The 21046-nt window shown below is 31.7% G+C and carries 22 protein-coding genes, 1 tRNA gene, 2 rRNA genes and 1 other annotated feature; of the genes, 4 read left to right on the forward strand and 21 right to left on the reverse strand.

Features of this window, described 5'->3' with window-relative positions:
- From JK636_RS23310 to ric, 3 genes are all read right to left on the reverse strand, one after another.
- A 16S ribosomal RNA gene (locus tag JK636_RS23310) occupies positions 1–77 on the reverse strand; the annotation flags it as partial.
- Between the two features lie 625 nt (positions 78–702).
- Positions 703–1845 carry a pyridoxal-phosphate-dependent aminotransferase family protein gene (locus JK636_RS23315; RefSeq protein WP_202751419.1) on the reverse strand — a complete coding sequence of 381 codons (1143 nt, stop codon included), beginning with the start codon at positions 1843–1845 and terminating at the stop codon, positions 703–705.
- A 130-nt stretch (positions 1846–1975) separates the two neighbouring features.
- Positions 1976–2683: an iron-sulfur cluster repair di-iron protein gene (ric, locus tag JK636_RS23320; protein ID WP_202751420.1), complete on the reverse strand. Its 708-nt coding sequence runs from the start codon at positions 2681–2683 to the stop codon at positions 1976–1978.
- Between the two features lie 171 nt (positions 2684–2854).
- Between ric and JK636_RS23325 the strand changes: the two genes are divergently transcribed.
- Positions 2855–4087: an FprA family A-type flavoprotein gene (locus JK636_RS23325; RefSeq protein ID WP_202751421.1), complete on the forward strand. Its 1233-nt coding sequence runs from the start codon at positions 2855–2857 to the stop codon at positions 4085–4087.
- Between the two features lie 133 nt (positions 4088–4220).
- On the opposite strand, the gene JK636_RS23330 is transcribed toward JK636_RS23325, so the two are convergent.
- Positions 4221–4934, reverse strand: coding sequence for a Crp/Fnr family transcriptional regulator (locus JK636_RS23330; protein WP_202751422.1), 714 nt, complete (start codon positions 4932–4934; stop codon positions 4221–4223).
- Positions 4935–4951: 17 nt separating this feature from the next.
- On the reverse strand, positions 4952–6217 hold the full coding sequence (locus tag JK636_RS23335; RefSeq protein WP_202751423.1) for a helix-turn-helix domain-containing protein: 1266 nt from the start codon (positions 6215–6217) through the stop codon (positions 4952–4954).
- Between the two features lie 236 nt (positions 6218–6453).
- Between JK636_RS23335 and cls the strand changes: the two genes are divergently transcribed.
- The gene (gene cls / locus JK636_RS23340) at positions 6454–7863 is read left to right on the forward strand and encodes a cardiolipin synthase (RefSeq protein ID WP_202751440.1); all 1410 of its coding nucleotides are present in this window, start codon (positions 6454–6456) and stop codon (positions 7861–7863) included.
- Positions 7864–7886: 23 nt separating this feature from the next.
- On the opposite strand, the gene JK636_RS23345 is transcribed toward cls, so the two are convergent.
- On the reverse strand, positions 7887–8753 hold the full coding sequence (locus JK636_RS23345; RefSeq protein ID WP_202751424.1) for a DegV family protein: 867 nt from the start codon (positions 8751–8753) through the stop codon (positions 7887–7889).
- 126 nt (positions 8754–8879) lie between these two features.
- Positions 8880–9446 (reverse strand): M15 family metallopeptidase, encoded by a 567-nt coding sequence (locus JK636_RS23350; RefSeq protein ID WP_202751425.1) that lies wholly within the window; start codon positions 9444–9446, stop codon positions 8880–8882.
- A 126-nt stretch (positions 9447–9572) separates the two neighbouring features.
- On the opposite strand from JK636_RS23350, the gene JK636_RS23355 reads away from it, so the two are divergent.
- The gene (locus JK636_RS23355; RefSeq protein WP_202751426.1) at positions 9573–10169 is read left to right on the forward strand and encodes a uracil-DNA glycosylase; all 597 of its coding nucleotides are present in this window, start codon (positions 9573–9575) and stop codon (positions 10167–10169) included.
- Between the two features lie 65 nt (positions 10170–10234).
- Here JK636_RS23355 and JK636_RS23360 read toward each other — a convergent pair whose 3' ends face one another.
- The 9 genes from JK636_RS23360 to JK636_RS23400 form a co-directional block, all read right to left on the reverse strand.
- Positions 10235–10885, reverse strand: a complete 651-nt coding sequence (locus JK636_RS23360; protein WP_202751427.1) for a hypothetical protein — start codon at positions 10883–10885, stop codon at positions 10235–10237.
- Positions 10882–11346: a GNAT family N-acetyltransferase gene (locus JK636_RS23365; protein ID WP_202751428.1), complete on the reverse strand. Its 465-nt coding sequence runs from the start codon at positions 11344–11346 to the stop codon at positions 10882–10884. Before JK636_RS23365 ends, JK636_RS23360 begins: the two co-directional genes overlap by 4 nt.
- A gap of 46 nt (positions 11347–11392) precedes the next feature.
- The gene (locus JK636_RS23370; protein WP_338025817.1) at positions 11393–12127 is read right to left on the reverse strand and encodes an HAD family hydrolase; all 735 of its coding nucleotides are present in this window, start codon (positions 12125–12127) and stop codon (positions 11393–11395) included.
- Between the two features lie 39 nt (positions 12128–12166).
- Complete coding sequence (locus JK636_RS23375; protein WP_202751430.1) at positions 12167–12667, reverse strand: GNAT family N-acetyltransferase; 501 nt, start codon at positions 12665–12667, stop codon at positions 12167–12169.
- Between the two features lie 34 nt (positions 12668–12701).
- On the reverse strand, positions 12702–13148 hold the full coding sequence (locus JK636_RS23380; protein WP_202751431.1) for a GNAT family N-acetyltransferase: 447 nt from the start codon (positions 13146–13148) through the stop codon (positions 12702–12704).
- A gap of 280 nt (positions 13149–13428) precedes the next feature.
- Positions 13429–13875, reverse strand: coding sequence for a VanZ family protein (locus JK636_RS23385; RefSeq protein ID WP_202751432.1), 447 nt, complete (start codon positions 13873–13875; stop codon positions 13429–13431).
- Positions 13876–13924: 49 nt separating this feature from the next.
- A complete protein-coding gene (locus JK636_RS23390; RefSeq protein WP_202751433.1) occupies positions 13925–14878 on the reverse strand; it encodes a zinc-binding metallopeptidase family protein in 954 nt (317 codons plus the stop codon).
- Positions 14879–14889: 11 nt separating this feature from the next.
- Entirely contained in the window at positions 14890–15891 is a 1002-nt protein-coding gene (locus tag JK636_RS23395) for a M42 family metallopeptidase (RefSeq protein ID WP_202751434.1), read from the reverse strand.
- Positions 15882–16922 (reverse strand): M42 family metallopeptidase, encoded by a 1041-nt coding sequence (locus JK636_RS23400; protein ID WP_202751435.1) that lies wholly within the window; start codon positions 16920–16922, stop codon positions 15882–15884. Before JK636_RS23400 ends, JK636_RS23395 begins: the two co-directional genes overlap by 10 nt.
- A gap of 158 nt (positions 16923–17080) precedes the next feature.
- Positions 17081–17328, forward strand: a binding site (T-box leader).
- Positions 17329–17452: 124 nt separating this feature from the next.
- Between JK636_RS23400 and JK636_RS23405 the strand changes: the two genes are divergently transcribed.
- Positions 17453–17959, forward strand: coding sequence for a tryptophan transporter (locus tag JK636_RS23405; protein WP_202751436.1), 507 nt, complete (start codon positions 17453–17455; stop codon positions 17957–17959).
- 37 nt (positions 17960–17996) lie between these two features.
- Here the strand turns inward: JK636_RS23405 and JK636_RS23410 are convergent, their stop codons facing one another.
- The 5 genes from JK636_RS23410 to rrf all read right to left on the reverse strand — a co-directional run.
- Positions 17997–18200, reverse strand: a complete 204-nt coding sequence (locus tag JK636_RS23410) for a hypothetical protein (RefSeq protein WP_202751437.1) — start codon at positions 18198–18200, stop codon at positions 17997–17999.
- A 76-nt stretch (positions 18201–18276) separates the two neighbouring features.
- Entirely contained in the window at positions 18277–19557 is a 1281-nt protein-coding gene (locus tag JK636_RS23415) for an L-cysteine desulfidase family protein (protein WP_202751438.1), read from the reverse strand.
- 147 nt (positions 19558–19704) lie between these two features.
- Positions 19705–20688 carry an N-acetylmuramoyl-L-alanine amidase family protein gene (locus JK636_RS23420; RefSeq protein WP_202751439.1) on the reverse strand — a complete coding sequence of 328 codons (984 nt, stop codon included), beginning with the start codon at positions 20686–20688 and terminating at the stop codon, positions 19705–19707.
- A gap of 168 nt (positions 20689–20856) precedes the next feature.
- Positions 20857–20932 (reverse strand) — tRNA-Lys (locus tag JK636_RS23425).
- Between the two features lie 7 nt (positions 20933–20939).
- Positions 20940–21046 (reverse strand): 5S ribosomal RNA (gene rrf / locus JK636_RS23430); the annotation flags it as partial.

Genomic DNA, 21046 nt, shown 5'->3' on the forward strand with positions numbered 1-21046 from the left:
GAAGTCTCCCGCTCGACTTGCATGTGTTAGGCACGCCGCCAGCGTTCGTCCTGAGCCAGGATCAAACTCTCAATTTAAAAGTTTGAAAACTTAAGCTCATCGCTTACTTATTTTATTGAAGTCGCCTAAACAACTTCAAAAGAATTGCTGGTCATTTACCTTAATTTCTCTGTTTAATTTTCAAAGACCAAGTTGTTTGCCGTCATCTGACAGCTTTTATATCTTATCATTTAAACTTTTATCTGTCAACATCTTTTTTTAAGTAATTATTACTTACTATTATATATTGAAGATTTTTCAAATGATTTGTTATCGCCTTGTGTCAGCGACAAGGAATATAATATCATATATCGAAACTCACATAGATATATAATAACTATTCAGATCAAAATAATTCATTATATCTATATATTCCTCTATTTAACTATAACTTTCATATATTGACACACCAGGTAGAGTATTTGTACAACTTAATAATATTGTAAACTAACGTTTATGAAAAATGCTTCATCAAATAAATTAACTTATAATTGCACTCAAAATATTTGCTGCATTAATAAAGACTAATACTGGTGTAGAAAAACTACATAGGCTGGAGGTAAAAATCGAGAGCAGATGTAGAAAATATTATTCTCAACACTAGCCTATCTAGAGTCTTTACCTCACAGCCCGGGGCTATTTTAGTTCTCGCTCTAATTATAACTAGCAGGTATATTTCAAAAATACTTTAACCATATCATCTTTACATTTAAATCCTGAGTTTTCTAAAGATCTTTGCAGTGCAAACAATGTATAGCTCACTTTATCGATTCTTGCATTTTCTCCCATATGTCCTATTCTTATAACTTTTCCTTCAAGATAACCAAAAGATCCTGCGATAAAAACTCCATAATCATTTAACATACAGTCTCTTAACTTCTTATCATCTACCCCATCAGGAATCTGAATTACCGTTACAGTATTTGCATATCCATCCTTTATGTATAAGTTTAATCCAGTTTCTATAATCGCTTTCCTCGTTGCTGAACCAATCTTTTTATGTCTATTTATCATATTTTCCTGGCCTTCTTCTAGAATGTTATCTATAGCAGCCCTTAGGCCAAGAATATCACTTATAGGCTGAGTATAAGGGAACCATTTGTCCTTATAATAACTTTTCCAAACCAATAAGTTACAATAAAATCCTGCAATAGGTTCTTTCCTATTTTCCATAACCTGAAAAGCATCATCGCTAATACTTAGAAAAGTTAGTCCTGGAGGTGCAGAAACGGCCTTTTGCGAGCCACCTAAGGCAATATCTATCTGCCAATCATCTACTCTAAATTCTTCTCCTCCCATAGCAGCCACGCTGTCTACTACAGTAATAATTCCTCTTTCCTTTAATAATGGACAGATTTTATCAACTTCGTTTAATACACCTGAAGGAGTATCACAATGAACTATAGTAGCATACTTAAAATCACTATCTTTGTCTAAAAACTCCTTAAGAGCGCTTAAGTCAATTTTTTTTTGTCGGTCTCCTTTAAAAAATACAGCCTCTCCCCCATACATCTTAACAAAATCAGCAAAACCTTCACCAAATATCCCATTATCTATAACTAATACTCTATCCCCTTTTTCAGTTAAAGAGGCACATGCTGCTTCAAGCCCTAATATTCCTTCTCCGCTAAGTATCCTAACTTCATTTTTTGTATTTAAAAATTGTCCTATTCTTTCGCAAGTTTCTTTATAGAAGTCAAAAAACTGTATATCCAAGTCTGGATTTGTTGTTTCCAAGGCTCTAGCTAGTCGTACATTTTCTCTTACTTGTGTTGGTCCTGGTGTCATTATGTATGGAACCTTCATAATATCCTTCCTTTCCTTATAGATCATATATAAAAATTATACTATTATATTATACGAAATTAAAATGTATCCATACAATATAAAAAACCAATCTAAGATTTACTCTTAAAGATTGGTTTTTACAGGTTTTCTATTTATCTAATTCCATAAGTCTTGGAAATAATATATTATTTTCTAAATGTATATGCTCAAAAGTCTCTGCTTCTAATTCCTGAAGTTTAGCATAGGTTAATCTATAAGTATTACATCCATCATCAGGAACCTTATAATCATTAGTTACTTCTCTTAGCTCCTTAAGGATATTACCTACACTTGTATGCTCATCTGATAATTCTTCATTTAGTTTTATGGCTTTGTGTAGAGCCTCTTCTGCTTTATTCTTTTCATATTCCTTTATAGCAGGATATTGAACTGTTTCTTCCTTTATTGTATGTGCTTCAAAATCCATTTTCATTGTATGGAATAACTTATGAACCATGGAAAGCTCCGGATGATGTTCTCCGTGCACTCTTAATATTTTGCTAGTAAGCTCGCTTATTCTAGGAAGCTCAGCATTAAGATAAGCATGATGAACATTAATAATATGATCAACTAATTCACCTAAAGGAGCCTTCGTCCAATCTCTACCTTCTATTTGTGTATTTTTAAACTTTTCGTATAAGTTATTAATTTTATCTAATATTTCAGGCTCGTTAAGTCCCTGCTCCTTAATAGCAGTAAGCAATGGTCTATCACCGCCACAACAAAAATCTATCTTATATTCTTTAAAAATATCTGCCACCTTTGGAAATTTTGTTACTATCTCACCTAATTTTTGAGAACTATGAAATGTACCCATATTTAATTCCTCCTATTTCGTTTTTGATTATCTTTAGTATATCCTTAACCTGTATTTGTATATGTGATTTCAATCAATTTTTAAATTGATTTGAGTCATAGTTTATTAATGCAAAAGGTTTTATAATTAAGCCATCGATTGAAAATACAAAACAAAGAGGAGAGATTAGCTATGATGAATAATATAGAAATTACTAAAAATACTTATTGTGTAGGCAAAATTGATGACACAAAGGTTCCTTTCCATAGATTAATATTAGAAAAAGGAACAACTTATAATTCCTACTTATTAAATACAGAAAAGCCAACCTTAATAGATACAGTTGATATTTCCTATGGAATGGAATTTGTTAAACATCTTCAGGAAATAATGGATTTAGAAAAACTCCAATATGTAGTTATTAACCATGTTGAACCAGACCATGCTGGAGCACTGGGCGCTTTAATGAACAAAGCAAAAAACGCTACAATAGTTACTACTGAATTAGGCAAGAAATTTTTGATAGGTATGTTCAAGCTTCAAAATAGGAACTTCCATGTTATTAAAGATGGAGAAACTCTAGATATAGGAGGAAAGACTCTTCAGTTCTTTGAAACTCCATTTTTACACACAGAAGAAACAATGGTTACTTACAGTGTAGAGGATAAAATACTTTTCCCTTGCGATATTTTTAGTACACATATTGCTAACTACGAATTATTTAATGATTTAGCAAAAGAAGATATAACCGAGGACTTCAAAGTTTATTATAAACTAATAATGCACCCTCATAGACCATATGTAAGAGATATGATTAATAAAATTAGAAACTTAGACATTAATATAATTTGTCCTTCACACGGATATGTACTCAGAGAAAATGCTAAGAAGTATATCGATATATATGATGAAATGAGCAAGGTAGAATTGTCTACAGATAAAAAGGCTTTAGTATTATTCAGCTCAATGACTGGAAATACTTCTAAAATAGCTCAAGGCTTAAAAGAAGGCTTAGTTGAAATGGGAATCGAAACTAATGTCGTAAATATCAAAAATGCAGATTTAAATTCTATATTAGAAATGGCAAAAGAAGCTTCAGCAATAATGATTGGAAGCTCAACAAAATATGGAGATATGATAGGAAGCATTGAAGATGTAGTTAAAGAAATAGTTAAGCTTGATCTATCAGGTAAATTCGGTGCAGCTTTTGGTTCCTACGGCTGGAGTGGTGAGGCAGTTGAAATAATCAATGACTATCTAAAGAACAGCAGCTTAACCTTACTTGATACTTCTTACATGATTAAAGCTACAGGTGATGACCATATTAAACTTCCACTAAGAGTTAACTTCACTCCAGAAGAACAGACTAAGGAAATATGTATTGAAACAGGAATTGCAATTGGGGAAATACTTATAAAGAATTAAGAATTAGTAAATGAAGAATTTAAGGTTGCTTTGCAATCAAAGCTAAGTTATATAATGTGCTTAGCACATAAAATTAAAAATCCCCTTTATGGGGATTTTTTTATTCATTCTTCATTCTTAATTCTTCATTAACCTACGCCATTTCCTCCAGAGCTTCCATATCTTTAATCACAACCTTCTTATTACCAATAAGCTCAATTACTCCATCGTCTTCCATAGAAGTAAGCTTTCTGCTCATAGTCTCTCTCGTAACCCCTATATAATTTGCCATTTCCTCACGGCTTAGAGGAAGTTCTATAACTACCCCTTCCTTTTTCTTAACTCCAAAGTCCTTAGCAAAGTTTTTTAAAAGTCCAGCTATTCTCGTCTCTATATCCTTAGTGCTTAGTGTTTGAACCAGGTTTTCTAATGAAACAAGTCTATCATGAAGACTTTCAAGAATTCTAAGACTAATATCTGGCGCTTCTTTCACTATTTTATCAAAATCATCCTTAGTAAGAAGACAAACATGAACATCTTCTAATGCCTCTGCATTAAAATCAAATTTACCTTTTTTCAAAAGACTTAAAAAACCTATAAAATCTCCTTCAGAAAGAATATGAAGAATTTGTTCTTTACCTTCCTTTGTATACTTAAATATCTTAACCTTGCCACTGTTTATTATATAGAATTTATCAGATACATCTCCTTCAAAGAATATTATCTGTCCCTTCTTATATCTTCTTCTTAAAATTTTGCTCATAACCTCACTGAGCTGTTCACTATCAAGTTCCCTAAAAATTGGTGCCTTACTGGCACAGTATTTTCCTGTGCAATGCTCACAAGAACAAATTTCAGTATCTTTCATCTTCTCCTCCATTACTATTATGAAGCCATATTTAAATATTTTTTACACATTTCGATATCATTCTGCTCTAAATATAAAAGTGCAAGCCTATTATATGCTTTATTTAACTCTTCTTTGTAACTCTTATTATTTTTCAATAGTTCTAAGAGCTTTGTATAAACTATTTTTAGATTTTGAAAATCCTCCATAAAAGTGTACGTGTCAATAAGTATATAATAGCTATTTATTAAAGCATCAATATTATTATGTTCTTGCGCTAGTTTTAAACCAAACTTAGCAAGATATAGAGCTTCATTATATTGATATTTTTTCTTATAAATTTCTGCTTTTTTTAAATAAATATCTATTAAAATCTTCTTATCTTTTTTAAGAGCTATTTCTTCTGCTTTATTAAAATACTCCAAACTATTGTTAATATCCTCTAGTTCTTTATTTACTATTGCATAATTATAAGATACATAAAGTAAAATATCTTCTTTGTCACTGCATAGTTCTAATAACTCTATATATAAAGAGCCTGCTTTCTCAATATTGCCTTTACTAATATAACAGTTTGCTTTTAAAACATTAATATAAATATAATTATTGAAATCTGTTTCTTTATTAAAAATATTTAAGTATATATCTATATATTTTAAAGCTTTGTCAATTTCACCTAAACTTTTATAGGCTTCAGCCATATTATATATACAACATTTCTGTATATTCTTATCTTCATATAACCTAGAGTAATAGTTAGCTCTATCAAAAAATGAAATCGCCTCTAAAAACTCCTTATTATTTTTCTTGCACTCACCTAATCTATTATATAAATACCCTAAACAGCATTTTTCATCGGTATCTTTAAACAAATCAAGTGAAATCATATAATTGATAAAGGAATTAGTATAGCTGTTTAAGTTAAATTCATAATCTCCAAGAACCTTATAAGATTGTGCTTCTGCTTTAATTAAACTATATCTTGTTGCTATACTAATAATAACTTCCATTTCATCTTGAGTAGGCATATTATTCAACTTATTAAAGCAATAAATCTCAGCATCCTGCTTTGGACTTCTTAAAAGATAATCCTCATCAATTTTTAAAGCTATATTTAAACTTTTCGCCTTATTATTAAGCTTACCTGCAATTATTTTAGCTGTTTCCCTGCTTAGTCCCCTTTTCCCAGTTTCAATCATGCTAATAAATGCTCTGGTTATATTTTCGTCTTCAAGCTCCTGTTGTCTCATATTAAACTTTTTTCTTAGGCTTCTTATTTTTTCCCCCGTAGTTAGAAATATCATTACAAATTCCCCCAAATTTATATATTTTAAACTCAATATTAGCCAAAGCTTCAATTTTTGTGGTATATTTATATATATAATTTTCATATATAAATGCAGTAATTTCAAGACCTAAAGTATAATTTATTTAATCTTTGCTAATAAATGTTTATATAAGCCTTCAATATTTATAATTATAGCTTTTTTTAGATAAAAAAGGGGGGTATTTAGTGATTTTTAGAGTAACAAGTTTACCTATGTGGCTTTTCATAATAAATGCTGTATTATCAGTTGTTATAATAATAGTAGAAAGAAAACGTCCTGAAAAAACAATAGCATGGCTTCTTGTGTTTGTATTGCTACCTCCAATTGGTCTTATACTCTATGTTTTCTTGGGACGAAATTGGAAAAAGCATAAACTTACAGAGGATATTTCTCCTTATGTTAGAGACTTAATAAACAGGGTTATAAATAAAATAGAAAATCCTGAGTATATTCCACTTATTGAACTTTTAGCAAAAAACAGCTACTCTCCTCTATTTGTAGACAATGATATAACTCTATTTAAAGACGGAACTGAAAAATTCAAATGCTTAAAGGATGAGCTAAATAAAGCAAAGCATCATATACATCTTGAATATTACATAGTAAAGAGTGATGAGATAGGTACTGAAATAAAAAACCTATTAATAAAAAAGGCTTCTCAAGGAGTAAAGGTAAAGTTCATCATAGATAGAGTTGGATCTATTAAAATGAAAAGAAGTGCAATAAAGGAACTTAGAGATGCTGGTGTTGAAGTTATACAATATTCCTACTTCCTGGCTCCACTTCTAAGAGCAATAAATACTCAAATAAACTATAGAAACCACAGAAAAGTAGTAGTAATTGATGGAAGGGTTGGCTTTGTAGGTGGTATAAATATTGGTGATGAATATTTAGGAAAAGGCAAACTTGGATATTGGAGAGATACTCATATAATGGTAAAGGGTGACTTCGTGCTTGGTCTTCAAGCCTCCTTCCTAGATGATTATTTTACAATTAAACGTACAGATGGAGAGTACTTTATAAATAAAAATGAGGCAAAATATTACTTTCCAGAACCTTTGAAATCAAATAAACAAATGATGCAGCTTGTTAGAAGCGGACCTGACTCCGAATTTCCTGCAATCATGCAGGGAATATTAAAAATGGTTACTATGGCAAAGAAAAATATTTATATAACTACTCCTTATTTTGTTCCTACTGAGAGTATAATGGAAGCTCTTAAGATAGCTGCATTAGGAGGCATAGATGTAAAAATAATTTTTCCCGGAAAATATGACCACATATTAGTTTACTACGCGTCAAGGACTTATTTAGCAGAACTAATTAAGTGTGGTGCAAAAATTTACTTTTACAGTAATGATTCATTCATACATTCTAAAGTTATGACTATTGATGGGAAAATAGCCACTGTAGGTACCGCTAACATGGATATAAGAAGCTATGAACTAAACTACGAAATAAATGCTGTTATATATGACAATAACAAAACAAATGATTTAGACAAACAATTTCTTGAGGACTTAAAAAGAAGCAAAGAAATTTTTGTAGAAGACTTTGAGGCTGCTCCAAGGCTAAATAAAGTATTAGAAGCTACCGCCAGAGTTTTTTCTTCACTATTATAAAAGGAGAGGCAATATGCCTCTCCTTATCTTTGATCTCCTAAGAAAAATAACGCTACTGTTCCTGGTCCTGAATGAGAACCAACAGCAGGTCCGATAGGATTTATCATAATATCTTTCACTTTATGTTTTTCTAAAATAAGCTTTTCTAAAAGCTTTGCATCCTCATAGCAGTCTCCATGGCTTATAAAGATAACTTGTTCTTCTGGATTTACAATACGCTTATTAAGCTCTTCTGCTAAGGCTTTTATGGATTTTTTCCTACCTTTTACCTTAGTAACAGGAATTAATCTGCCTTCATTATCCACATGAAGTATTGGCTTAATATCTAAAAGTGTTCCTATAACCGCAGCCGTACTTGATACCCTTCCGCCTCTTTTTAGATGATTTAAGTCATCCACTGTAAACCAATGATTAATTTTGAGCTTATTACTCTCAATCCACCTAACAATTTCATCCTTTGATTTGCCTGCTTTGAGCATTTCTATAGCATAGTAGTCCAAAAGCCCTTCTCCTAAAGAAGCACACTTACTATCTATAACTGTTATATCGGCATTTTCATATTCTTCTAATAACATATCTCTTGCTATGCAGGCACTATTATAGGAACCGCTTAAAGCTGACGAAAAAACTATGCATATAACAGACTTTCCTGCACTTACATGCTTTTTGAACTCTTCAGCATAAGAATAAGCATTAATCTGAGCAGTAGCAGGCATTTCTCCTTTTCTTACACCATCATAAAAAGCTTTATATGAAAGGCTTACACCAAAATCATCTTTATATTCTTTACCCATAAAGCTAACTGTCATTCCAAGAGCAGGCACATTGTTTTTTTCAATATATTCCTTTGGAAGATCACTAGTTGAATCTATAATAATAACTGTTTCCATCTTATTTCTCCCCTCATAATCTGTTTTATAAAAATAATATGATTCCAATATATAAAATAAATATAGTATAATATTACCACTTGCTTATAATTCTATCAATGAATTTATTATTAGACTATTATTCGCCTATGAAAACTCTTCTAACCTTACATCTATTATAGGATATCTTTTATAGTCGCAATCATCAAAGTGCCACCATTCTTCATCTAAAGCAATAAATCCATTTGCCTCCATTACCTCTGTAAGAAGCTTAACATTTCCGCTTACTTCTTTGCTTACATCAGGATTGCATCTATATGCATTTGTAGAAAAATCATCAAACTGAGAAGGCATAGTTAATTCATTACCTTTATTATCAACTAAAGTAATATCTACAGCAGTGCCTCTATTATGTCTTGATCCCCCATTTTTAGGATTAGCTATAAATCTATTATCCTTTACTATATCCCAAAATATCTGTTGTACATAAATAGGCCTGTAGGCATCCCATATTTTTATTACATACCCTCTCTCTTTAAATTTTTTATTTGCACTTACTAGCTTTTCAGCTGTTTGTTTTCTAAGCACGCATACATCCAGCGGGTAAACTTTTCTGCCTGTAAAATTATTTTTCGAGGCATACCTTAGATCTATTATGATGCTTTCATCTAAATCTTTAACCTTGACAAGTCCTTCAATCTCTTTAATCCCCATATTCATTCTCCCATTCCTCATAACTCTTTATAAATGCATATCTTAATTTTAATATAATAGTCCTTATAAATAAAATTAATTTATGGTAAACTAATCAGGATAACTTAAATGTATAGGGTGATAATAATGATAACTATAGAAAATATTAAAGACAGAATTAAAACTATAGCAGAAAGCTATAGTGAAGAACCCACTGGAGGGTATATAACTGGTGATGGTCCAATACCTGCAGATATATTATTTGTTGGCGAAGCTCCAGGAAAAACAGAAGTAGAAGAAGGTAAACCCTTTATAGGAATGGCTGGAAAAACCTTTGAAAAATATCTAAATTCTATTGGTTTAACTAGAGACAAAATCAGAATAACAAATACTTGTTATGTAAGGCCCATAACTATTAAAGAAGGGAAGAATGGAAGAACTTCTGTAAGCAACAGACCTCCAAAGCCTAAGGAAATTGCAATGTTTAAAGAGGTTTTAGATGATGAAATAGCTTTGGTTAATCCAAAAGTTATTGTCACTTTGGGAAATGTACCTCTAAAAAGACTTACTGAATTCAAAAGCATAGGAGAATGTCACGGCAAGATTTATTATAATGAAGAACTTAAAAAACATATCTTTCCTATGTATCATCCTTCTTCTTTAACTTACAATAGAAATGATGATTTTCTAAAGACCTACGAAGAAGATTGGCTAAAACTAAAAGAAGCACTAGAAACATTTTAGTTTCTAGTGTCTTTTCTTAGAATAGTATTTAAATGTCCATTTCAAATAATCAAAATGTTCCGCTATTACTTAACAACTTTTACTTCCTTACTATATAAATCTACTATCCTTGTCCTTGTATCAGATTTTGAAATAAATATTGGCTCTCCACTACTATCAATGCAATATGCTATTGGTATTGATGCTCCACAGTTTCTATAAGAGCCATCAGCATGACTTGTACCAAATATTATCGTATTATAGGTTTTAGCGATGCTCTTAGCTTCACTTATCCACTCTTCGAATTGTTCATCACTAAACATTCCAACTCCAATTGGATGTGCTATAAAGTTAATATGTTTATTTACCCTTTTAAGATCTCTTAAGCCTTTTAAAATCTCCATGCAAAGTATGTACCCGATTGTATTGCCTTCATATTCAACTATAAGAGGTTCATATAATTCTGTAGTTTCGTCAGGAACTGTCTTAGCTCTTTCTAATATAATTTCGCCGACCTTATTAATTATTACCGCGCTATCCTTATTATCTCTCCTATATGAAGTGATAATTACTACATTATAATTCCTAGCTAATTCACATGCCTCCTCTAAAGCTCTTTCATTTGATAAATAACCTTCTGGAAACAGTACTATATCTACTTCTCTATTTGCTATTATTTCATTTCTAAGCTGCTTGATACTATTTTCATGTATTGGTTGTCCTATCAGAACTTTCATATTACTTTTAACTCCATATAAATTTCTGTAACTGGATTATATTTATAAGCTTCTATATTATAAAAGCCCACCTTTTCATATAACTTTATAGCCTTATTTGATTTAAGTGTAGTACAAAGCCTTAAATAACGAAGTTTCTTCTCCTTGGATAAGCTAATTAATTCATTGAGAAGCATTTCTCCATAACCTTTGCCCTGATACCTTGGAAGCACAAATAATCTCTTTACTTCTCCAATACCGTTGGCTAAATCCATTACTTTCACTCCAATACTTCCTATCACTTCTTGTTCATTAATTAATACTAAAAAATCTCCTCCACTTTGAATGCACTTAGTATATACACTTTCTAAATCTTTCTCTTTTTTATCAGGAGGAAATCTATACCCCATTACATCGTACATAGTATTTAAGAATACCTTTAAGCTATCTTTATAATCTTCACTATATTTAACACAATTCATGACTTTTCCCTTACACCCTTTTCATAATTCTAACTTATGATTATATTTAAATATACTTAAGCAAATCAGCTAACAGCTGTATTTCATATTGTGGAATGACTCCACTATTATTATTTATATTCTTATTATTTAGCCATATAGTCTTCATTCCTATTTCTAAAGCAGGTTTTATATCCTTATCTAAACTATCTCCTACCATTGCAGCCTCATAAGGTTCAATATTCATTGATTTTAAAGCTATTTGAAATATTTCTCTCTTGGGTTTACCTATTCTTAAAGAATAGCTAAAAGTAAAACTATCTATCAAATCATATATATTAGCCTTTTTAAAACATTCCTTCATGACTTCATCATAATAGCACGTATTTGATATTACACCTAATCTATAACCTTTTTCCTTTATAGCGCTTAAAGTCTCAAAGATATTCTCTTCAAAATACAGCTGTTCTCTGTAATCTGAATAAAATATGTTTATAGCTTCAATACACTGTTCCAGGTTAAAACAAAGCTTGTACTCTTTAAGAAAATTATTCAAAAACTCCTCAATTGGGTATTCTACAACTGTTTCTGTTCTATCTTCTATACCTTTCATCCATTTTTCAAAAAATCCATGCCTCACATCATCAAAGTTGATATCTTCATTAAACTTTCTTAGATGTTCTGTTAAATATCTTATTCCATTTATATCTTTTACTACATTTTCACCATGGTGAAAATGTAGTAAAGTGTTTCCCATATCAAAATAAACTGCCTTAATCCCTTTTATGATCTCACCACCAATTCGTTATCTTATAAACCATTAATATCTCCTTTAGTTCTCTTACAATAAAATTAATTCATAAGATTTTTCAGTATTGTTTTTACCTACTTCAATAAATCCCATTGAAGTAAATAAAGCTTGTGAGCGACTATTATATAAATAAATTGCAGGTATACAAATCTTGCTTATTCCTATTACTTTTGCCCTTTTAATGAGTTTACTGATAACTTTCTTCCCAATTCCTCTGCCCCAGTATTTTTCTTCGCCAATTGTAATTGGCATATTCTTCTCTGATAGCGTCACATCACCAATGGGCTTCCAAACTTCATCATCAAGTATCTCAATGAAATACAATTCTCCAATGGTACTTAGATATCCATACATTCTATTGATTGTATCCATATCATAAACCTTGTCCGTAATACCTTCTGAAAAATATAACACTTTAGGATTCTGATACCATTGGAGTGCTATTTCCCATTGGCTTTTATCTGTATTTCTTAATCTTATATTTTCATCTATATTAATTATTAACGGCTGAATAACTCCTTGAAATCCCATCCTATTTTCCTCTCTTATTACATAATTGATTAAATTACTTAAACATCTGAATGTACCATGTTTTATAATTATGCTTTCTATAAAAATTAATAATACTATCCATATCCTTTGTTGAAGAATAAATCAAAGATCTTTCGATTCCATTTTGCTTTGAAACTTCTAATACTTTGTCAAGAAGTAAGCTGCCAATACCCTTTCCTCTATAGTTTGATAATGTATAAATATCATCTATTTCAATGTAAAGTTCTCCATCCTCCATTACAGCCATATTCTTAGCCTTATGTATTGTCCCGTATACAAAACCTATAACCTTACTATTCACCTCAGCAACAAGAAAATACCTGCCTAATTTACTGTTCAAATAGCTTCTATCTGCAGGAGTAAATCCATATGTTATATCATCCTTAAACCATTGCTTATGTAGTAGCAAAATATCATCTAAGTCTTCATATCTGCATTCCCTAATAGCTATATTATCCACTTTAATCCCCCTATACCCTGTACATCCTTATCCCATATACATTTTGCCTGAATTTATTATACACCAAATTATGTATATACTGATAGTTATTGCATATAAGAAACTTTATATGGTTTTAAAAGTAATATAGGAAGCAAAACTCTATTTGGTTTAAAATAAAGTCTTGCTTCCTATCTTTTCTTTTTCTCTTACTAAAATCTTGCTAATCCCTTGCAAAATCTTACTCTTGCCCTATTGTCCCTCGCTTCTTTTCTCCTTTAAGTCTGACAGAAGCGGAACTTTATTTGAATTTAGAAGGTCTTTTCTTGAAGGTGACATTTAAATATAATATAACTAATGCCAATAAACCTCCTGAGGTGTCTATGCATACATCTCTAAAGCTTGGTCCTCTTCCGGGAACAAAGCTTTGATGGAACTCATCTGAAGATGCATATAAAAATACTCCTATTATTGAAAACAATAATGCCTTTTTAAAACTGAAGTTTTCTTTAAGGGCATTGTATAAAAGCATATAAAGTATGAAGTATTCAGTAAAATGAGCACACTTTCTTACTATAAAATCTGCTAAAGTACCAAAAATCCCATTTAGATTTAACCCAAGCAAATTAAATATATAAATAACAAATTTACTTTTTTCATCAGAGGAATCTCCATTCATACTAGAAAACACAAAAATTACTATCATCCATACAACTACCAAAAGCCATTTTATATTCTTTCTTTTCATGCTGCAAACCTTTCTACATATCAATTAAACTTGTACTATACGAATAAGTTTACAATACAGCTTTTAAAAGTTCAATAGCACCTTCTATATCTGAAACATTTACCATTTCCGATATCGAGTGATTGTACCTGCAAGGAATAGCAATCATTCCTGTCTTAACTCCTGTCTTTTCTTTGTGAATTGTTCCGCCCTCTGATATTCTGCTGGTTGAAGCATATTGAATATTTATTTCTTTTTCTTTTGCTGCATTTTCAAGCATTTCCTTAATTTCATGATGCATTATCAAGCTTCTGTCCATAACTGTTAGTACAGGTCCTTTTCCAAGCTTAATATTATTTTTTCCTCCTATAGCATCTCCTGATTCTTCTAAATCAACAACGATGCATTTATCAGGCTCTATTGAAAATGCTGCTGCCCTTGCCCCTCTTCCTCCAAGCTCTGCCTGAGAAGAAAATACAAAATAAAGTTCTTTATTAGTTTCTTTAATCTCTTTAATAAGCCTTAATAAAATATAGCAGCCAACTCTATTGTTAAGCCCAGGGCCAATTATATTTTTCTGGGCTTCAAAGGCATCGCCAAAGAAAGATGCAACATCTCCCTCTCTAACAATTTTTAATGCTTCATCTCTGCTTGAAGCTCCGATATCTACAAACAAATCACCTATTTCAGGATTACTTTTAGCTGCAGCTACTTTGCCTATAGCTCCTCCCTTAAATTTAACAAGGTTATGAACTATATCATTAGTCTTAAAGTCGCCAATACTTCCTACTCTTATAAAACCATTATCCTCTATATAGGTTGCAATAAGTCCTATTTCATCCATGTGAGCACAAAACATAAGCTTTTCTGGGGCCTCTCCTATCTTTACGATAAGATTTCCCATTTTATCTTCTTTAATTTCACATTTTATATCCTTTAATTCATCTATTATAACTTTTCTAACCTCATCTTCATGACCGCCTACTCCAAAACATGAAAGTAGTTTATTAAGCATTGCATCCATAATATTACCTCCTATTTTATAGTTTTCAAATATTCTACTAATAGCTTAACAGTGTTCTCAAAATCAGACTTGCTTGCTACAGATACAGAAGAATGTATATATCTGCATGGCACAGATATAGTAGCTACTTTAGCACCTTCTCCAGAGGCATGGATTGCAAAAGCATCGTTTCCTCCTGCTATAGCTCTTCTTCGTTGGTAAGGTATCCCCTTCTCATCGCCTAGTTTCATAATTTCCCCGGCAATATCATGATTGAAAATGCTAGTTCTATCCATAATAGATATTGCAGGCCCTTTTCCAACCTCTGTAGCTCTTAAGTGTTTTGGAACACTTGGCATATCAGCGCAAATTGTTCCTTCAAGAACTATTCCTATATCAGCTTTAACATTAAAAGCCGAAACAAAAGCTCCTCTTTCTCCTACTTCCTCCTGAACATTAAAAGTTCCATAAAAATCACAATCATAATTTTCTTTTAAGGCTTCGATGAGTACAGCACATCCCATTCTATCATCAAAAGCTTTTCCTTTATAAAGCCATTCTCCAAACTCACTAAACTCCGTGTCAAATACAGCATACTCACCAATGCTTACTAACTTCTTAACTTCTTCCTTTGATGATGCTCCTATATCTATACAGCAGTCATTATATGATACGCTTCTTTTTCTTTCCTCAGAGGATTGAAGATGAATTGCCTTAAAGCCTATAACTCCAGGTATTTTATTATCACCGATAAGTACAACCTTTGCAGGAAGTATATTTGCAGATATTCCCCCTAACGAATAAAACTTCAAAGTGCCGTCCTCATTATATCCTGTTATAATAAAACCTACTTCATCCATATGGGCATCTACAACTACCCTTTTCCCGCTTCCTTTTTTATGAACTATAATGTTGCCCATGTTGTCAACTTTTAGTTCATCAACATATGGTTTTACAATTTCTTTTATTATTTCTCTTACATCACCTTCAAAACCTGAAGGCCCTGTGGCATTACAAAGCCTTTCTAGAAGCATAATAATTCACCTACTTCCTCATCCTTAAGCTTTTCTATAAACTTTGCTATTACTCTTCCGGTATTTTTTATATCTTCCATACTTACCATCTCAACTGAGGTATGCATGTACTTTATTGGTATAGATATTAGCAGAGTTGGTATTCCCTCACGCGATACTTGAATATTCCATGCATCAGTTCCTGTACTTCCCGGCTCAACTTCAACTTGGTAGGGTATATTATATTCATTTGCTATATCCGTAAGCCTTTTTCTGAACTTTGGATGTATATTAGGTCCTATACAAATAACCGGTCCTCCACCGAGCTTATTTTCTCTGTCATCTGCACCAAGAGGACCGCTGTCAAAGGTTACATCAATAGCTATAGCCATCGTAGGCTTTATTTCATAGCTTCCTACCTTAGCTCCTCTAGCACCGACTTCCTCCTGACAAGACGCAACAAAATAAACATCCAAGTCATGATTTATATCCTTAAGTTCCTTTGCGCAGGCATACATGGATGCTATACCTGCTCTATCATCTATAGATTTGCAGGTTACATTATTATTTAAAAGCTCATAAAAGTTTCTTTTTAAGGTAACATAATCACCAACATTCACTAATGACTGAAGCTTCTCTTTTGAAAATCCTGTATCAATCATTAAATCATCAATTTCTATAGCTTTCTTTCTATCCTCTTCATTCATAAGATGAGGTGGTTTAATTCCTATAATCCCCAAAATTCTTTCTTTACCATGAACATATACTTCCTGTGAAACCAAAGTCTTAGGATCTATTCCATTTCCTTTAAATTTTAAAAATCCATTCTCACTGATTTCAGTAATCATCAAAAACACTTCATCTGCGTGAGCCATAAGCATTATACTGTTTTTACCTTTGCCTTTTTTATGTATATATGTATTGTTTAATTTACCTAAACTTACTTGTCCAAAAGGCTCGAAGGCATCTTTTAAGCTCTCATAAATCCAATGTTCTCTTCCGCTTGGTGCATGAGAAGTACAAAGTTCTTTTAAAAATTCTATATCCTTCATATTATCCTCCTTTAACACATTTAACTGCTTCTAATACTTATATTCTACATTTGAATTTTCTTTCCTTTATTATCATTACTAAAATTCAAATATTAAGAATATTTTATTAAACAATATTGATTTTATTAGTTTATCATGATAAAATATATGCATATTAGAAAAATCCTTTGAAGAGGAAGAGTAGCTGTATATTCAAGTTTCAGAGAGCTGAGGATGGTGTGATCTCAGTACGATGTTATATGGTGAATGGACCTTATAGGAGTAAGCCGAAACTTTAATTATAAGCTTAAAGGAGTAGTACTTAACGGAAGCCCACCGTTAAAAGGGATAAGACATGTTAGTGTCTTAATTGAGATATGCATTTTGCATAATTTAGGTGGCAACGCGGATAACCTTCGCCCTATTATTTGGGGTGGAGGTTTTTTATTTTGCATAAAGAAAGGAGGTATTAATTATGTTATGAACTGACGATTCATCTGACTGGAAAAACAAGATTATTAAAAATTTCTATTTTAAAGGAGATGTAAATTATGAATTTAAGAAAAACTATTTTGAGTTCACTGCTTCTAGCTATTGGATTAGTTCTTCACCAATTAGTACCTCCATTTCTTTTTGGTATGAAGCCTGACTTTTTGCTTAGTATGATGTTTATAGCTATTATCCTATCCGATGATTACAGACTAACTATAATTATAGGCCTTGCAGCCGGGATACTTACAGCCGCTACAACTACTTTTCCAGGTGGTCAAATACCTAACATTATTGATAAGTTTATAACCTGTAACATTGCGTATTTCATGCTTAAATTATTAAAAAATACTGTTAACAACCAAATTAAAATAGTAATTATATCATTGATTGGCACCTTAGCAAGTGGTGGAGTTTTTCTAGGTGCAGCTTTTATTTTGGTTGGACTTCCAGGATCATTCCTTGCACTTGTAATTGCAGTTGTATTACCTGCAGCCTTATTTAATATGATAACTTCCATGATTCTATATAAAATATCGTATTCTGCGTCAAAGAACATTACCTTCTAAAAGCAAATGCCGCTTAAACGTTATTAAGCGGCATTTTTTATCCTTTTTTATTTTCTTCCAGAGTTTCAGCAGTTTCAGCTACATCATCACCGGTGTACTGAGTATTATATAATTCACCTGTTCCAGGTACTAACGAGGATGATGCCTCATAAAGAAGATTTGAAAATCTAGTAAAACTCATTTTGTGTTTTCCTTTAATATTTGTCTTATGTTCACCTGCAGTTTTTGTTTTATCATCCATATTAACACATCCTATCAATAAGAATTTATTTAATAATAGGATATGTAATTTTGCAATTATTATTTAGTCTGTTATATTAACACCTGGTTTTATCCAGCATTATATTTAAAATTATTTTATCTGCTTCAACTGTTCCTTCATTTCCAAGCCTACATAAATTATCAATAGTTTTTTCAGGGTTATCTTCTATAATACCATCAGTAGCTTGTATACTAATACCTTGCATAGCCAAAATTGCTGAATGAACAGCCGCATTTGTACAAGTAGACACCTTTAGTGCACATCCTGCTTTTGCTCCATCACAAAGCATGCCTGTAACATTACCAAGCATATTTTGAATAGCAGCTTTAATCTTATCTTTGTCTCCATCAAGCAAATACACTATTCCACAGCTTGCTCCAGTTGCAGCAATTGTTGCACCACAAAGAGCTGATAATCTTCCAAACTTTGATTTTACATAAATAGTTATTAGATGGCTTAAAGTAACTGCCCTAATAAGCTTTTCTTCTGATAAATTCAATCTTTCCCAAACAGCTACTACAGGCAAAGTTGCCGTAATTCCTTGATTTCCACTTCCTGAATTACTCATAACATTTAGCGTACATCCAGCCATCCTTGCATCTGAACCTGCTGCAGTAAGAGCCATAGCATAATTTACTGCATCGTCACTTAATAAGCCTTTATTAACTTGATCATATATAGTCTTACCTACTTGAAGTCCATATTTATTTTTAATTCCTTCTAAACCAATAGTTTTATTTAATTCTATACTTTTTTCGATTATGCCAAGTTCCTTTATATCAATCTCATGTATAAAATCCCAAATATAATCTATATCTAAAAAATCTATATCTATATCTTCTTCATACGCAGCTTCTGAAATATTATTGTGTATTACTTGTCCATCAACTTCAATCAATGAAATATTAGTATGTTTATCTTCTACTAGTACTCTTGCATAAGATTCTTCTGTCTTAACTATAACCTCTATAAACAGCTTTTTCTGAGTATTAGCTATATCAACAGAAACTTTTCCTTCTTTAATCATTTCCTTCGCATTTTCGATATCATTCTTAGTTAATCCGCTTAAAACTTCAAGACTTTTCTCAGCATCTTTTGAAAGACTTCCCAAAGCTGCTGCCAAGTTAATTCCACAACCACCGGTACCTGGTATGTTTACTGACATGGCATTCTTAATTACATTGTTACTTGCTGCTACTTTTATATCAATAACTTTGCCGCCCTTAACATATTTTCTAGCTGTAGCAGCTGCTAAGGCTATTGCTATAGGCTCAGTACAACCTAATGCTACTACTAATTCTTTATTTAATATATCAAAAAATTTATCCTTATTCATATAATTTTTTCCCCCTACTTCTTTTCTTACTATTAAAATATTCTATACAATTGCAATAAATCCTTTAATAATTATAACAGATAATAGTTTTTCTTGCATGATTATTTTCTAAATATAAAAGGCTGTCTTACACGACAGCCTTCAAAACTATTTAATTGCAGCGCATATTCCATCTGCTAAACCTTTTGCTAATTTATCTTGATAATCATTGGAGCTTAAAAGCTTATCTTCTTCCTTATTTGATAAAAAGCCCATCTCAACTAGTATAACAGGAACCTTAGACCAATTAAAACCAGTCATATCATTCCTTTCTACAACTCCTCTATTAGGCATACCAACTGCCTTTATTAAAGAGCTCAATACTATTTGTCCATATTTCTTACTATCTGAATATATAGCTTTTGTATTATCATTTATTGCAGCAGGAACCAGCATTGATGCTCCTCTAACAGAGGCGCCCTCAGCTGAATCTGCATGTATTCTCACAACGAGAGCTGCATTTACTTTATTCCAAATATCTGCTCTTTCAACATTTCCAAGACTTTGAGAGTTTTGTGTTTTGGTCATAACAACTGTATAGCCTTTACTCTCTAGAAGCTCCTTAAGCTTGACAGCTACATTCATATTTACTTGATATTCCGGGGTTCTAGTAATTACTCCTTGAGCTCCGCCCCCGTCCTTAATTTTCATTTCTTTTGAACCAGGTGAAAGAGGTTCTTTATCTAGATTAGATTTATTAGCATGTCCAGGATCTAAAACTATTACCTCATTATTTTTAGTCACCGGAGCCTTTGGCGTTTCAGGTTTTGTATTTTGAACTTGTTGATTGGGTGTCTTATCATTAACCTTGCTTGTGTTAGCATTTGCATTACTATCTACTTTTGTATCAGCATTTTTTGTTTTATCATCAATAGTTTTTGCATCTGCTTCTTTAGTTTCACTTGCACTTACACTTTGTGAATTTTTACCGCCGCTATTTAAATTTGAGTCGTCTTGTTTAGTTACATTGCTTCCTGCTACAGTATTATTATTTTCAATACTAGATGAACTTACCTTAGAATCCTTACCGCTACATGATATTAAACTAATAGATACTGATAAACATAATAAAATATATAAAGTCTTTTTCATTCTTGCCTCCATAAGTTAAATATATATTTATATATTAACACAAAAGATTTCTGCTGAAAATAAAATGCATCAATATAAAATTAAAAAAATAGAGCGCTTCCATATAAGTTAAAAAGATAAAATTATAATTTTTTATAAAATAAAAGACATCCTAATTTTAGGATGTCTTGGTGGCTCACCGGGGAATCGAACCCCGGACACCATGATTAAAAGTCATGTGCTCTACCGACTGAGCTAGTGAACCATATATTATCTAGCAACTCTCTACTCTTCCACTCAGTCTCCCGAGCAGTACCATCGACATCTCAAAGCTTAACCTTCGTGTTCGGAATGGGAACGGGTGTAACCTTTGCATCAT

This window comes from Clostridium rhizosphaerae (genome assembly GCF_016765585.1).
GTDB classification, from domain to species: Bacteria; Bacillota; Clostridia; order Clostridiales; family Clostridiaceae; genus Clostridium_AT; species Clostridium_AT rhizosphaerae.

Bases quoted from the DNA above. Each gene is read 5' to 3' on its own strand.
- JK636_RS23335 (WP_202751423.1), bottom strand. From the start codon at position 6,217: ATGATATTTCTAACTACGGGGGAAAAAATAAGAAGCCTAAGAAAAAAG.
- JK636_RS23355 (WP_202751426.1), top strand. From the start codon at position 9,573: ATGATAACTATAGAAAATATTAAAGACAGAATTAAAACTATAGCAGAA.
- JK636_RS23415 (WP_202751438.1), bottom strand. From the start codon at position 19,557: ATGAATAAGGATAAATTTTTTGATATATTAAATAAAGAATTAGTAGTA.
- JK636_RS23365 (WP_202751428.1), bottom strand. From the start codon at position 11,346: ATGAATTGTGTTAAATATAGTGAAGATTATAAAGATAGCTTAAAGGTA.
- JK636_RS23385 (WP_202751432.1), bottom strand. From the start codon at position 13,875: ATGAAAAGAAAGAATATAAAATGGCTTTTGGTAGTTGTATGGATGATA.
- JK636_RS23395 (WP_202751434.1), bottom strand. From the start codon at position 15,891: ATGCTTCTAGAAAGGCTTTGTAATGCCACAGGGCCTTCAGGTTTTGAA.
- JK636_RS23375 (WP_202751430.1), bottom strand. From the start codon at position 12,667: ATGGGATTTCAAGGAGTTATTCAGCCGTTAATAATTAATATAGATGAA.
- JK636_RS23360 (WP_202751427.1), bottom strand. From the start codon at position 10,885: ATGAAAGTTCTGATAGGACAACCAATACATGAAAATAGTATCAAGCAG.
- cls (WP_202751440.1), top strand. From the start codon at position 6,454: ATGTGGCTTTTCATAATAAATGCTGTATTATCAGTTGTTATAATAATA.
- JK636_RS23345 (WP_202751424.1), bottom strand. From the start codon at position 8,753: ATGGAAACAGTTATTATTATAGATTCAACTAGTGATCTTCCAAAGGAA.
- ric (WP_202751420.1), bottom strand. From the start codon at position 2,683: ATGGGTACATTTCATAGTTCTCAAAAATTAGGTGAGATAGTAACAAAA.
- JK636_RS23410 (WP_202751437.1), bottom strand. From the start codon at position 18,200: ATGGATGATAAAACAAAAACTGCAGGTGAACATAAGACAAATATTAAA.
- JK636_RS23400 (WP_202751435.1), bottom strand. From the start codon at position 16,922: ATGAAGGATATAGAATTTTTAAAAGAACTTTGTACTTCTCATGCACCA.
- JK636_RS23330 (WP_202751422.1), bottom strand. From the start codon at position 4,934: ATGAAAGATACTGAAATTTGTTCTTGTGAGCATTGCACAGGAAAATAC.
- JK636_RS23315 (WP_202751419.1), bottom strand. From the start codon at position 1,845: ATGAAGGTTCCATACATAATGACACCAGGACCAACACAAGTAAGAGAA.
- JK636_RS23390 (WP_202751433.1), bottom strand. From the start codon at position 14,878: ATGGATGCAATGCTTAATAAACTACTTTCATGTTTTGGAGTAGGCGGT.
- JK636_RS23420 (WP_202751439.1), bottom strand. From the start codon at position 20,688: ATGAAAAAGACTTTATATATTTTATTATGTTTATCAGTATCTATTAGT.
- JK636_RS23325 (WP_202751421.1), top strand. From the start codon at position 2,855: ATGATGAATAATATAGAAATTACTAAAAATACTTATTGTGTAGGCAAA.
- JK636_RS23350 (WP_202751425.1), bottom strand. From the start codon at position 9,446: ATGGGGATTAAAGAGATTGAAGGACTTGTCAAGGTTAAAGATTTAGAT.
- JK636_RS23405 (WP_202751436.1), top strand. From the start codon at position 17,453: ATGAATTTAAGAAAAACTATTTTGAGTTCACTGCTTCTAGCTATTGGA.